This is a genomic window from Adlercreutzia muris (assembly GCF_041223505.1).
In the GTDB taxonomy this organism is placed as follows: Bacteria; Actinomycetota; Coriobacteriia; order Coriobacteriales; family Eggerthellaceae; genus Adlercreutzia; species Adlercreutzia muris.
In genome coordinates this window covers 59749-72984 of record NZ_JBCLQK010000004.1, presented here as the reverse complement: position 1 = coordinate 72984, position 13236 = coordinate 59749, and the positions used below count along the sequence as shown (strand labels likewise).

The window sequence follows — 13236 nt, the reverse complement described above, 5'->3', positions numbered from 1 at the left end:
ATGGAATATCAGCAGCTGCAAGACGAGATCAAGGCGGCCATGAAGGCGCGCGACAACCATCGCCGCGACATTCTGCGCCAGGTGCACACCGAGTTGAAGGCCATCGAGGTGAACGAGCGGCGCGAGGTAACCGAGACCGACGTGGACGCCATGCTCAAGCGCGTCATCAAGCAGACGAAGGAGACGCTCGACGGCTCCATCAAAGCGGGGAACAACCAAGAGCGCACCGACACCCTCACCGAGCAGGTGGCCATCCTGGAAGGCTATCTGCCGAAACAGGTGGAGGGCGAGGAGCTGATCGCGCTCATCGACGCGGTGCTGGCCGACACCGGGGCTGTCACCAAGAAGGACATGGGCCGCGTGATGGGCGAGCTCACGAAGCGCACCGGCGGCAACTTCGACAAGGCAGCCGCCGCCAAGGAGCTCGGCAGCAAGCTGAGCTAGCAGCAGCCGGCAAAGCACCCCGCGCACGAGCCAAAAGGCCTCCCGCAACTGGGAGGCCTTTCTTCGCTAAAAAGTTAAAGCGACCTAAAACTTTTAAAGCAACCTAAAAGAGTTAAAAGGCGACCTGCACTCAATGAGTGCAGGTCGCCTTTTCCGAGCACTGATGCCCCAGCCGCATTACAACAGCTTTGCCAACGTTGTGCCACTGTGGGCCTTCGGCCTCAACTATTAGGCAGCCTTCCGACAGCCAGCACCAGATGAAGATCCCGCAAGCAGCCTTCCCTAACCGAGCAACTCTTCCAGCGCCTCCTCGAAGGAGGAGCGGGAGGCGACGGCCAGCAGGGCGTCCTTCTCGTTGCGGGACAGCTGCTTGAAGGCGTATTCCGCATGCATGGCATCGTGCTTGGTGGAAAACTCCGCATAGGCAAGCAGGCTCACGGGCAACCGAGCCCGGGTGTACTTCGCGCCCTTGCCCGCATTGTGCACCGCGAGCCGCGCCTGCACATCCACCGCATAACCCGTGTACAGCGAGCCATCCGCGCATTCCAGCACATACATGTAGTGGGACGCCATAGCGTCTAGGCCCCTAAAGCTCGCAATGGAATCACGTAGATGCCCTCTTCAGGTTGATAGGCGTACTCACCTGTTCCCGTAACAACGGCCATGAACGCAGGCGGCCGTGTGCGAGCCTTTTCGTTAGCGGTCACCTTCTCGCGAAGGCGTCGCAACGAGGCCACGCCCTGATCGGTTTTGGCTGCCCCGAGCTTGAATTCGAAAGCCGCCCATCGGCCATCCGCCAATTCCACAACAGCGTCAACTTCCAAGCCGCTGTCGTCGCGATAATATCGCACGGGAAAAGCTGAGATATCGGGATGTGCTCCGGCATATACCATGAGATCTCGCATGCAGAGGTTCTCGAATACGAGACCGAAAGTCTGCCAATCATCGAGAAGCGCCTGCTCGTTCATGCCAAGCAACGCCACTGCCAGCGATGGATCGGCCAAATAACGCTTCGGCTTTACCGACAGCCGCTTAGGCGAACGTTTCTCCGGCACCCATCCGGGAACTTCCTCCACGAAGTACAGGCTCTTGAGCAAATCCAGGTAAGTTGCAAGTGTCGTCGTAGTCATAAGGGGCTCATCGCCGCCGGATATATCGGACAGAATCGTTTTATAGGTGGCTGCCTGCCCCAAATTTCTCGCCAATGAAAGTGCGATTCTTCGAGCCGCCTCCCCATTTTTGCCGTGACGCGGTACGCTTTCACCGAAAATGAGGTTGAGGTATTCACGCGCCGTTAGCTGCGCCTGGGACGGAGTGAGGTCAAGAGCTTCGGGCCACCCGCCACGACACGCCACAGCAGCCAAAGACGCCGCATCACCAGCCGCTGTCGCATGGGAGAATTCCCCTTCGAAAAGCGCCGCTAGAGAGATTGCCGCCGTAGAATCGCCCGACTCGGCGAGCGTCATGGGGCGCATGCGAATGCGCCCGATCCGGCCCGCTCCGCTGTGAAGAGCACGCACCTGCTCATCGTCCTTTTTGAAAGGAGTGGATGAGCCCGTGAGCAGCCATGCGCCCCTCAAGCCTCGCTGACGGTCGACTGCATGACGCACGGCATTCCAAATAAGCGGAGCCAACTGCCATTCGTCAATAACGTGGGGCCGCTTGCCCGCCAGCATCGCCTGAGGATCGGACTGGGCCAACGCAAGCGCCTGATCCACATAACTCACGCTTTCACCATGACGGCAAGCCGTCCATGTTTTGCCGCACCACTTAGTTCCCGCCACTTCCACCGCCCCGAAAACCTCGAGATAGCGTTGCACCTGCTCGTCCACGATACGGGGAATATACTCATCACGAGGAGGAAGATCACCAGTCATGGCATCCTCTTTCAGCGTTATCGATAATGGCATGATTATAGATCATCTACCTGGTATTTCTCCCGTGACTTAAGAAAATCCGAACTTTTTATTTTAGATTTTCCGAATTTTCCATTTAAGAAAATCCGAACTTTTCATTTGCGATTTTCCGGACGAGGAGCTTGTCTAATAATACCGATAATAGGCCGCGCAGCTGCCTTCGCTGCTCACCATGCAGGGGCCGACGGGGTTTTCCGGGGTGCATACCGTGCGGAACAGGGGGCACTGGTTGGGAGCCATGATGCCGCGCAGCACGTCGCCGCAGCGGCAGCCGGCGTGCTCGCGCACCGGCTCCACATCGGGCTGGAAGCGGCGCATGGCATCGAACTCGGCGAACTCGTCGCGGATGCGGTAACCGCTGCCGGGAATCTCGCCCAAGCCGCGCCAGGTGGCCGCGCAGGTCTCGAACACCTCGTCGATGGCAGCGAGCGCCACCGGGTTGCCCTCGGGCATCACGCCGCGGGCATAGGCGATCTCGATGTCGGCGCGCCCCTCGTGTAGCTGGCGCATGATCATGGCGATGCCCTGGAGCACGTCCACTGGCTCGAAACCGGTGATGACGCCGGGAATGCCGTACTTCTCGGCCAGGAAGCGATAGGGTTCCGCGCCGATGATAGTGGACACATGCCCCGGCAAAATGAGCGCGTCCAGCTTCAGAGAAGGATCGTTGATGATGACCTCCAGTGCGCCGGGCATGTTCTTGTGCGCCCCGTACACGGTGAAGTTCTTCAGACCCGCGGCCTTTGCGCGCTTGATGGCCATGGCCACGAGCGGGGTGGTGGTCTCGAAGCCCACGCCCACGAAGACGATCTGGCGATCGGGGTTGTCGGCGGCAAGGCGCAGCGCGTCCAGGGGCGAGTACACGATCTCCACCGCGCGGCCGGCCGCCTGCTCTGCCAGCAGGCTGGAAGAGGAGCCAGGCACGCGCGTCATGTCGCCGAAGGTGGCGATGGTCACCTCGGGCACGCGGGCAAGGGCAATCACCTTGTCGATGTCGTGGTTGCTCGTCACGCACACGGGACACCCCGGCCCCGAAGCCAGACGCACCCCTTCCGGCATGAGGCCGCGAATGCCGTTGCGGGCAATGGCCACCGTATGGGTGCCGCACACCTCCATCAGCGTCGCCGACTCCGGAGCCAACGCCTGAATGGACTCAATGAGCCCCCGCGCCAGCGCCGGATCCTTGAATGCCTTCAACTCTTCTTGCATATGATCCATTCTTGCAACCACTCCTTCAGGGGTGTACAATGCGGACAAGCGGAAAGCCCGGTGCAGCGGGCACGACTGCTTCACATTACTCTACTTAATGTGATGAAGAGCCGTTCTTCCTATGCGAGGGACGGCTTTTTCATTGGCGGCTGCCCTTCCAAGTCGGCCAGTTCGGGGAACTGCTTGATAAGCTCGATGGTCTCCTGGGCGAACTGCTCGTCCACTACCTCGATGGCGAACCCAGCGTGCACGAGCACATAGTCGCCCACGTGGGCCTGCGGCGTGAGGTCCACGGAAATCTCGCGGGACACGCCCAGGATATCGACAGTGGCCAGATTGCCCTCTTCGAGCTTCGCCACCTTAGCGGGAATTGCCAAACACATAGGCTGCTCCAATCAGTTCTGCTTCTCGGCGGCCATTGTCGCAGGTTCCGCCCGCAAAGTCAGCCCCAATTCGGCTAGTCCGCCTATTCCTCCGAACGGGCGGAGGCCACGGTGGCCTGACCCAGACTGATGCAGCCGTCGTTGGGGGGCAGATCGCGGTTGATGGCAGCGGTAAAGCCCGCCTCGGCCAGAGCCGGCAACACGTGCTCCACGAGATAGCGGTTCATGAACACGCCGCCCGACAGCACCACCGTCGAAATGCCGTACAGCGCGCGCACCAATTCCGCAGCCATCACGATGGCGCTCACCATGGCGTCGTGGAAGCGGCGCGCGATCACCGACACCGGCACGCCTGCCGCCACGTCGTCCAGCAAGGCGCGGAAGGTGGGCTCGGCATCCAGCAGGAGCACCGAGGTATCCTCGGCAGTGCTCGTCTCAGTAGCAACGTTCTTCTGGGCCGTTACCGCATAACGCTCGCGAGCCGCCAGCTCGTTCTCGCCGGCCACGCCGGCCGCTTCCTCAGCTGCGGCAGCGCCGGGCGCATCGGCCCCGGCTGCCTCCATGGCCGCTTCCAGAAGAATGGCACCCTCGCCCTCGTAACTCGGCTCGGCGCAGATGCCGAGAAGGGCGCTGGCCGCGTCGAACAGACGTCCCACCGAGGAGGTCATGGGCGTGTTCAGACCGCGCTCGATCATACGGTCGCACACCTCGGCCTCCTCGCCGAGGGGTGCCAAGGCCTCAACGGCCGCCGGATGGTCCAGCAGATCGTAGGCCCACAGCACGCCGTAGGCCATGCGCAGCGGATGCTTGATGGCCGCCGCACCGCCGGGCATGGGCACATAGGCGAAATTGGCGAAGCGCTCGAAATCGGTGCGGTTCGCGAGCAGCACCTCACCGCCCCAAATGGCGCCATCCACGCCGTAGCCCGTGCCATCGAAGGCGATACCGCAGACCGCATCGGCCAAGCCATGCTCGGCCATGACTGACACGATATGGGCATGGTGGTGCTGCACCTCGGTCACGGGAAGATCCTGATGGTGCGCCCATTTGCTCGTCAGGTACTCAGGGTGCAGGTCGCAAGCCACGGCCGTGGGCTCCATTTCGAACAGACTCTCGAAGCGATCCTTCGTGGCTAGCCACGCATCGTAGGTGTCGGCGTTTTCCACATCGCCGATATGCTGGGACACGAAACCGTCAGTGCCGCGAAGCAACGTGAAGGTGTTCTTCTGCTCGGGGCCCGTCGCGAAAATGATGCCCGCACCAGGACGTTCGGCGCTGCCAGTCGCCGCCTCAGATGCGACGCCGCTTCCGGTTGCCGCCCCTCGAGCCTCCTCGTTCTCGGACGCCGCCGTCACCGTAACCGCCGTCGACAGCGGCACGGGGGCGAACCCCCGGGCACGGCGTAGAAACTGCACCGCGAGCTCCGGTGCTCCCTCGGAGGTTTCACCCACACGGATGAGTCGCACCACCGAGTCGTCGAAGCGCGTGAGGATGGGACGGTTGTTGCCCAAGAAGGCATCGGCGATGCCGGCCAGCTTCTCGCGAGCCTCCTCATCGGCGATGCAGATGGGCTCGTCATGCACGTTTCCCGAGGTCATCACCAGCAGCGGCACCGGCCGCCCAAGCACGTCGCCCGCTTCGGCAACCTCGGGATGCGCCGCGTACCAAGCCGCCGCGAAGTCGTGCATGAGCAGGTGCTGCACCGGCGTGTAGGGCAGCATCACGCCCAACTCCGATAGCCCGTCGGCCACGCCTTCGCCGATGGCCCCGTCGGGCCGCTTGCGCAGCAGCACGATGGGCCGGGCAGAACCTGTGAGCACCGCCTCCTCTTCCTCGCCCGCCTGGCAGAGCGCCCGCACATCGCCCATACCTTGGGCCATCACCGCCAGGGCCTTCCCGTCGCGGCGCTTGCGGCGGCGCAGCTCAGCCACCGCCTCGATATTGTTCGCGTCGCACACCAGATGGAAGCCCCCCAGCCCCTTCACCGCCAAGATCTTCCCCGCCAGCAGCATCTCCACCGCTGCCGTGAAAATAGCATCGGATTCCTCGCGGGTCTTGCCCCATACGACACTGAATCCGCCGTGAACTTCAATATTATCCTCGCTGAATACCGGTTCGCCCAAGGAAGCCAGCGAGGTTTCGTCCGTTTGCCGCCAGGCGAACGAGACACGGGGCCCGCACTCGAAGCAGGCATCGGGCTGGGCGTGGAAGCGCCGGTCGAGCGGATCGGCGTACTCGGTAGCGCAGCGCTCGCACATGGGGAAGGCCGCCATGGAGGTGGCGGCGCGGTCGTAGGGCAAGTGGTCGATGATGGTGAAGCGCGGCCCGCAGTTCGTGCAGTTGATGAAGGGATAGCGGTAGCGGCGGTCGTTGGGGTTGAAGAGCTCGTTCACGCAGTCGGCGCAGGTGGCCAGCTCGGGCGACACCAGAGTCGTCTCGGCCACGGCCTCGTCGTCGGAGAAGCGAATCTCAAAACTGTCGAAGGCCTCCAGGGGCACTTCCTTGATGTCGATCTCCTCCACCTTCGAAGCCGCCGGCGGGTTGTCGGACAACTCCATGATGAACTCGTCCACCAGCTTGCTCTCACCCTCGGCGTGGATGTACACCCCATCGGCCGCGTTCAGCACCCAGCCGTTGATGAGGTACTTCTTCGCCGTCCGATAGACAAAGGGACGGAAGCCCACCCCTTGCACAATGCCCTTCACATGAATGTCAACCGCGTCGATCATGAGCTGCTCCTAACGAAAATCAGGTTCCCCCTAGTTTACCCAACCTCGAGCACCGAGCGCCCCTTGGTCGATGCTTTGTAGGGAAAAGCGCCGCCATGATGCAGAAATGTGCGGTTTCGCGAGTTTCCAGCGCGCAAGAATTCGCGAAACCGCAAGAAACTGCACTTCCTTGTATCTGAAGCTTTCCGAGAACTCGCGAAATCGCACATTTCTGCATCGCGAGCAACCCGAGCGGCCCCTCACGATGATTTCTCTCTTGTTCTGAGAAAGACGCGGGCCGCGCGCCATCCGCAAACTGATGTCGCGCTACGCCGTGCCGCCGCGCCTAGTCGATAGCCGACTCGCCTGGGGCTTCCTCGCCCGTCGCCACGGCATCGGCCGCATCGGCGCCCTCAACATCGGCGGCTGCAGCGGCTGCAGTAGCTGCAGCGGCTGCAGTAGCCGCAGCAGCTCCGTCGGCTCCAAAGCCGGTATCCCCATCGGCACTCCCGGCCGCCTCCACCACCACCGTGGCCTCGGCCAGCTCTTCGTCCTCGGCTGCTGCGGCAGCCTCGGCCAAGGCCCGATCAGTCAGGATGTCGGCGATCACGTCTTCCACCACCTGGGCCAGAAGGCGCAGGGTCACGCCCGAGTTGTCGGGCAGGTGCAGATGCACGCACCGGCGGCCGCGCTTCGCCAGGGTCACCAAATCACCAGCGGCCTGGGCCTTCGCCAGCGCCCCCAGGCTCGAAGCCGGGCAGCCCTCGGGCAGCGGGATGTCCTTCAGCTCGTCGGCCGACAGGATGAGGAACACGCCCATGTTCGGGCCGCCCTTCTGCAGCTGGCCGGTGGAGTGCAGGTAGCGCGGGCCCACCTCCAGGCACGACACCACGCCGAAGGCCTCGGCCACGCCGTGGCGGATGGTCTCGATGGCCTCGCGACGGCCCTCTCCCGTGAAGGGCAGAAACGCGTTCAGCGCGAAGAAGTCGCCGGGCTGGATGGAGGATAGCAGCGCATAGAGCGTCTCGTGCAGGTCCTCGCAACCCTCGAACACGTCCCCGTAGGTCACTTCCACCCGACCCATGTCCACGGCCTCGGTGAACACCTCGGTGAAGCGGGGCTCAGGCTGGCCGTTCTCCAGGATCTCCAGCACCTCGGCCTTAGCGGAGGCCACGTCGGGCTGGTCGAAGGGGCACACGCCCATGAGATAGCCGCACATGGCGATGGCGTACTCCCACATGACGAAGTGCTCGGCCAGCTCGTAGACCGACTCGATGCGGTAGTTCAGGCGAGGGATGGCGTTGTCGATGTAGGCGAGGCTCATATCGAAGTTGCGGCTCTCGTCCCACAGGTCGGTCTTGGTCTGGTACATGATGACCGAGCGGTCGCCGGGGTCCTCGGTCAGCAGCAGCGAGTCGATCTCGATGCTCGGCAGGATGCCCTGGCCCTCTTTGCCGAGGGACTCGGCCACCAGCTGCTCGATCCACAGGCCCAGCACGCGGCCGCGGCGGGGGGTGAGGAACGAGAACTTGTTGCGGCCCTTCAGGTAGTTGTCGTAGAGGAATGCGGCTAGGCCGATGGCCGGGTTGTCGATGGCGTCCTCGGAGCAGGCCTCCTCGGCAGCGCGAGCGTGGGCCATGAACTCATCCAGGTCGATGCCGGCCAGGGCCGCAGGCACCAGCCCGAACACCGACAGGGCCGAGAAGCGGCCGCCCACGGTGGGCTCACCGGGAAATACGGCGCGCCAGCCCTCCTCACGGGCCACCCGGTCCAGCTCGCTGCCGGGATCAGTGATGGCCACAAGATGCCGGACGGCCTCCTTCTCGCCCAGGGCCTTTGCGAACTCGGCGCGCACGGCCTCGAACAGCATGCGCGGCTCGATGGTGCCGCCGCTTTTGGACGAGATGATGACCAGCGTGCGATCGGGGCGACACATGGTGAGCATCTCGCGCACGCGCACCGGCGAATCGGAGTCCAGCGTCTTGAAGGACACACGGTTGGAGTCCGGCTTGTTGTACTTGGTGATGGTCATAGGGGCCTGGGTGGAGCCGCCCTGGCCGATGAGCATGACGGTGTCGATGCCCTCGGCCACGGCCTCGTCAGCGAAGGCCTGCACGGCGGCCAGGTCACACAGGGGGTTCGTGGCCAGGTCGGTCCAGCCCATGTACTCGGCGGCGCACTGCTGCGCGACCTCGGAGAACTCGTAGAGCGTGGCATCCTTGGCGTGGATGCGGCTCGCGGCCCGGGCCTTCACTAGGCTCTTTGCAGCGGGATACAGCTTCTCGATGTCAACGGAGAGCATGGTGCTCCTCTTCTCTCTGGGCAACCTCTGCCAGCCAGCAGCATTGCAAACGAGCCCCGCACGGGGGACCCTCCTCGTTAATCTGTTCGCAACATTCTATCAAAGGCCCCGCTACCACGCCCGTTTCCCCGCAACCCTATGGCGGTTCTGTGAACGGAAGGACAAAGCAGACCCTCGTCTTGAGAGGGCCCGTCAGACATGAACTGCCTCCCATTTCTTGGACAAGAGAAATGGGAGGCTTCTTTATGTCTGGAAGACCGCTTTACGATGCGGGGGTTCGACGGCGCGCCGTCGAACTCTACGAGGAAGGCCACGGGCGCGACGTAATCGCATATCTTGTCGGCGCCCCCGAGGGAACCGTGAGAAAATGGCTGGACACCTACAGATCCGTCGGCATAGGAGCTCTGGCCGCCATGGGAGCAAAGAAAAAGACCTACTCGTTCGACACCAAAGTGGCCGCCGTCAGAGCGGTCGAAGACGAGGGCTCCACCGTGCCCGAGGCCATGGCCAGATTCGGGATAGTCTCGAGCAGCCCCCTGCGGAAATGGCTGAAAGCCTATCGGGAAGGAGGCCCCGAGGCGCTCAGGCCCAAGCCCAAGGGAAGGCCGAAGGGCGCGAAGGCGGCACCCGGGCCGATGACGCGCGAGCAGGAGCTCGAGCGGAGGATCCAGAAGCTGGAGGCCGAGAACGCCTATCTAAAAAAATCGATCGCCCTGAAGGCGGAGAAGCGCTCTCGAACCGCGAGAAGGCGGCGGTCGTGAGCGGGCTTTCAGGGCGCTACCCCCTCTCCGATCTGTTGGAGGCGGCCCGGCTGCCCAGGTCGAGCTACTACTACGCGCTCGCGCATCCGAAGGCGCCCACGCGGCCCGAGCTCTGGGAGGCCGCGGCCGAGATATTCTCGCGCACCCCCAACGGGTGCGGCCACCGCCAGATAGCCATGTCCCTGCGCGCCGAGCAGGGAGCCGTCATAGCCGACAAGACCGTGCTGAAGATGATGCGCGAGATGGGCATAAGCTGCGGCATCCGCCGAGAGACCGACTACCACAGGTACAACTCGTACAAGGGGAAGGTCGGCAGGACGTTCGAGAACGTCATCGGGCGCGACTTCGGGGCCGACGGGCCCTGGGAGAAGATGGGCACCGACGTCACCGAGTTCAGGCAGCCCTGGGGCAAGGCGTACTTCGCCCCCGTCTACGACTTCGCGAGCAAGGAGATCGTCGCCTGGTCCGTATCTATGCACCCGAACATGGCCCAGCAACACGAGCTGCTCGACCAGCTCCTGGCGAAGATGCCCGAAGGGTCGGCCCCCATTCTGCACTCCGACATGGGATGGCAGTACCAGCAGGCCGGGTGGTGCAACCGACTAGCAGAGGCAGGCGTGGTCCAGAGCATGTCGAGGAAGGGCAACTGCATCGACAACGGGGCGACCGAGCAGGTGTTCGGCCACATGAAAGACGAGTTCTTCAAAGGCCGGTCGTGGGCTAGCTTCGAGGAGTTCAAGCGCGACCTGGGCGCCTATATCGTTCACTGGAACACAAGGAGGCGACAGGTTAAACTAAAGGGACTGACCCCGGAGGAGTTCCGGAATCAGTCCCTTGCAGCTTAGTCTTTATTGGCCCGTCCAAGAACTGGGATGCAGTTCAACACTTGGCAGGGGCGCTTCGCCACCCCTCGCCGCTCAAGCAGAAGGGCCCTGCCGTAGCAGAGCCCTCCTCGCAGTTCTCTTGCTGACCTTCGCTACAGGTTCAGCGCCTTCTTCAGCGAGCTCACGCGGCGGCGGGACACGGGGATCTTCTCCTCCACGCCATTCAGGGTCAGCAGCAGCGTGCCGCCGGAAACCGATTCAATCTCCTCCACCATGGACAGATTCACCAGGTAGCCGCGGTGCACGCGGAAGAAGCCATGGCCGTCGAGGCGCTTCTCAAGCTGGGCGAGGCTCACCGTAGAGAAGTAGCGGTCGGCGTCGGTCTGCAGGTAGGCGTAATCGTCGCGGGCCATGACGAAGCGGATCTTGTCGATGCCGATGAGAATCTTCTTGCCGCCCTTTTCCACGGGAATGCGCTCGGACTTATGCGCCTGCATATGCAGGGCCACGTGCTCGCGCACCCGGGCGATGGCCTGGGCCAGACGCTCGGTCTCCACGGGCTTCACCAGGTAGTCGATGGCGCTGACCTTGAAGGCGTCCAGCGCATGCTCGGAATAAGCGGTCACGAACACCACCGCCGGCGGAAACTTCAGGTGCTGCAGGGCCTCGGCCAGCTGCAGGCCGGTGGCCTCGGGCATGTTCACATCCATGAACATGACGTCGCAGGGGTATTCCTTCAGCTTCTCAATAGCCTCGCGCACGTTGGCGGCTTCAGCCGTCACCTCAACCCCGCCAACCTCATCGAGGAGGAAGCGCAGTTCAGAACGGGCAGGCGCCTCGTCGTCAACGATAATCGCGTTAAGCACAGTGTCCTCCAATATGAACCCTCGGTTAAATTCCAGCCCATTCTATAGCACAGCTGACGGCCCGTCATCCCCGACCAAGAATAAACCACGGCTTTATCCCTCGTCGAGGCATTGAAATTACCGATGGCCCCGAACCGCGAGACCGGCGGCGACGGCATCCGACCGTAAAAGGGGCGGCTTCCGCTCTCGCGGGGGTCGCCCCATCCATCGCCCCTTGGCGGGACGTCTTGCAAAAACGCGCCGGTTACTGAATTTCCAGCCCCTGCAACTCGGCCAAAGCCAGCACGTAGATCTCGAAGGAGGTCTTCAGCAGCTCCTCTGACACGCCCTCGTCGGGGCCGTGCTCGCCGCCGACCCAGGCCGGGTTCTCCACCCAGGGCATGTTCACGCCGAAGGATGCGCCCTTCTTGAACTCGCGGGCATAGGTGCCGCCGCCGATGGTGAAGGGCTCATGTTCGGTGTCGCCGGTCACGAACTGGAAGGCATCCTGGAGCACCTGGATCTCGGGATCCTCCGGCTTCACGAGGAAGGGCACCATGAGCAGGGTGTTCTCGAAGGTAGCGCCGATGTTGTCGGTCAGCTTCGTGAGCGCCGCCGTGATCTCCTCGGCGGTGATGGACGTGGGCCAGCGGCTGTCCATGGTCTGCACCAGGCGATCGCCCTCTTTGCGGATGGTGCCGCCCACCACCGTGAGGGGGCCGAAGTACTCGTCGGCCGTGGCGATACCCACGCCGGCACCGGTGGTATCGCTCGTCAGGCTGCGCACCAGCTCCAAAAACTCGCGCTCCTGCTGGTTCGCAAGGCCGTTCTCCAGCAGGTAATTCGCCAGCAGCAGAATGGCGGAAATGCCGCGCTCGGGCCACGCCGCATGGGCGTTCTGCCCCTTGGCGTCGATGCGCACGGTGCCATCGCCGGCATCGGCCACGGCAATGCGCTCGGCCGCGGGCAGCACGTCCGCGTTGCCGCGCACGACGGCCCAAGCCTCGCCGGGCACCGCGTTGGAGACCACGCCGCCGGAGATGTCCAGAATCACCGGATCGGCAATGGGCGCGCTCGTAATGAGGCCGTCATAGCCGCCCTTCTCGCCATAGCACACGGGGAAGTCGGCGTCGGGAGTGAACAGGAAGGCCGGGCTGTCGTAGTTCTCGAGGTACCAGGCCACGTCGCGCATGCCCGTTTCCTCATTGGCGCCGAAGATGAAGCGCATGGTGTAAGGACGCGGCACGTCCAGGCCGGCCAGGCACTTCACCGCATGGAGGGCCACTACCGAGGGGCCCTTGTCGTCCAGGCAACCGCGGCCCATGAGATAGCCGTCCTTTTCTGTCACCTTAAAGGGCTCGAAGCTCCAACCGGGGCCGGCCGGCACCACATCCACGTGCCCGATGATCCCCAGCTGCGCATCGGTCTCGCCCGGCAGGTCGGCAAATCCGATATGACCCTCGCAGTTGGTGGCGGCCATGCCCATGCCCTCGGCGATTTCCAGCGCCGCAGCCAAAGCGGCGGCGGGGCCGGGACCATAGGGCGCCCCGGGAGCGGCCGCAGCCAGATCCTCTACCGAGGGAATCTCCACGAGCTTGGCGATGTCGGCCACGATGGCGTCGCGGTTCGCATCCCAATAGGCGCCGGCGGCGGCCACAATTTCCTTGCGATCCATAGGTCGCTCCTTTCATATCTGCGTTTCCCCTGGAAACGCGGGACACCATAGCACGATGGAGGCCCGCGCGGAGCCGCAATTGCAGTTCCACACAGCTTCGGGGCAAACGTCCCCAAGATAGCATCGTTGCCATTATGGCCCTTCCCCGATACCAACGCGTCACGTTCCC

General features: G+C 63.3%; 11 protein-coding genes. 3 read left to right on the top strand and 8 right to left on the bottom strand.

Annotation, left to right across the window (positions count from 1 at the left end):
* Positions 1-444 (top strand): GatB/YqeY domain-containing protein, encoded by a 444-nt coding sequence (locus AAK988_RS05285; protein WP_369880473.1) that lies wholly within the window; start codon positions 1-3, stop codon positions 442-444.
* A gap of 282 nt (positions 445-726) precedes the next feature.
* Here the strand turns inward: AAK988_RS05285 and AAK988_RS05280 are convergent, their stop codons facing one another.
* The 6 genes from AAK988_RS05280 to AAK988_RS05255 form a co-directional block, all read right to left on the bottom strand.
* Entirely contained in the window at positions 727-1017 is a 291-nt protein-coding gene (locus AAK988_RS05280) for a GIY-YIG nuclease family protein (protein WP_369873492.1), read from the bottom strand.
* Positions 1018-1022: 5 nt separating this feature from the next.
* Positions 1023-2321, bottom strand: coding sequence for an ATP-binding protein (locus AAK988_RS05275; protein WP_369873493.1), 1299 nt, complete (start codon positions 2319-2321; stop codon positions 1023-1025).
* A gap of 165 nt (positions 2322-2486) precedes the next feature.
* Complete coding sequence (hypD, locus tag AAK988_RS05270) at positions 2487-3578, bottom strand: hydrogenase formation protein HypD (protein ID WP_369873494.1); 1092 nt, start codon at positions 3576-3578, stop codon at positions 2487-2489.
* A 110-nt stretch (positions 3579-3688) separates the two neighbouring features.
* Positions 3689-3952: a HypC/HybG/HupF family hydrogenase formation chaperone gene (locus AAK988_RS05265; protein WP_369873495.1), complete on the bottom strand. Its 264-nt coding sequence runs from the start codon at positions 3950-3952 to the stop codon at positions 3689-3691.
* 83 nt (positions 3953-4035) lie between these two features.
* The gene (locus AAK988_RS05260; protein ID WP_369873496.1) at positions 4036-6681 is read right to left on the bottom strand and encodes a carbamoyltransferase HypF; all 2646 of its coding nucleotides are present in this window, start codon (positions 6679-6681) and stop codon (positions 4036-4038) included.
* Positions 6682-7006: 325 nt separating this feature from the next.
* Entirely contained in the window at positions 7007-8962 is a 1956-nt protein-coding gene (locus AAK988_RS05255) for a phosphoglucose isomerase-related protein (RefSeq protein ID WP_369873497.1), read from the bottom strand.
* A gap of 149 nt (positions 8963-9111) precedes the next feature.
* On the opposite strand from AAK988_RS05255, the gene AAK988_RS05250 reads away from it, so the two are divergent.
* Complete coding sequence (locus AAK988_RS05250; RefSeq protein WP_369880472.1) at positions 9112-9723, top strand: helix-turn-helix domain-containing protein; 612 nt, start codon at positions 9112-9114, stop codon at positions 9721-9723.
* The gene (locus AAK988_RS05245) at positions 9720-10568 is read left to right on the top strand and encodes an IS3 family transposase (RefSeq protein WP_245910565.1); all 849 of its coding nucleotides are present in this window, start codon (positions 9720-9722) and stop codon (positions 10566-10568) included. Before AAK988_RS05250 ends, AAK988_RS05245 begins: the two co-directional genes overlap by 4 nt.
* Positions 10569-10699: 131 nt before the next feature.
* On the opposite strand, the gene AAK988_RS05240 is transcribed toward AAK988_RS05245, so the two are convergent.
* Both AAK988_RS05240 and AAK988_RS05235 read right to left on the bottom strand, forming a co-directional pair.
* Entirely contained in the window at positions 10700-11413 is a 714-nt protein-coding gene (locus AAK988_RS05240) for a LytR/AlgR family response regulator transcription factor (protein ID WP_135970511.1), read from the bottom strand.
* A gap of 244 nt (positions 11414-11657) precedes the next feature.
* Positions 11658-13067, bottom strand: coding sequence for a Sapep family Mn(2+)-dependent dipeptidase (locus tag AAK988_RS05235; RefSeq protein ID WP_369873734.1), 1410 nt, complete (start codon positions 13065-13067; stop codon positions 11658-11660).
* Positions 13068-13236: the final 169 nt, after the last annotated feature.

Excerpts from the sequence above, each read along its gene's own strand:
- hypD (WP_369873494.1), bottom strand. The coding sequence starts at position 3,578 with ATGGATCATATGCAAGAAGAGTTGAAGGCATTCAAGGATCCGGCGCTG.
- AAK988_RS05235 (WP_369873734.1), bottom strand. The coding sequence starts at position 13,067 with ATGGATCGCAAGGAAATTGTGGCCGCCGCCGGCGCCTATTGGGATGCG.
- AAK988_RS05265 (WP_369873495.1), bottom strand. The coding sequence starts at position 3,952 with ATGTGTTTGGCAATTCCCGCTAAGGTGGCGAAGCTCGAAGAGGGCAAT.
- AAK988_RS05260 (WP_369873496.1), bottom strand. The coding sequence starts at position 6,681 with ATGATCGACGCGGTTGACATTCATGTGAAGGGCATTGTGCAAGGGGTG.
- AAK988_RS05280 (WP_369873492.1), bottom strand. The coding sequence starts at position 1,017 with ATGGCGTCCCACTACATGTATGTGCTGGAATGCGCGGATGGCTCGCTG.
- AAK988_RS05285 (WP_369880473.1), top strand. The coding sequence starts at position 1 with ATGGAATATCAGCAGCTGCAAGACGAGATCAAGGCGGCCATGAAGGCG.
- AAK988_RS05275 (WP_369873493.1), bottom strand. The coding sequence starts at position 2,321 with ATGACTGGTGATCTTCCTCCTCGTGATGAGTATATTCCCCGTATCGTG.
- AAK988_RS05255 (WP_369873497.1), bottom strand. The coding sequence starts at position 8,962 with ATGCTCTCCGTTGACATCGAGAAGCTGTATCCCGCTGCAAAGAGCCTA.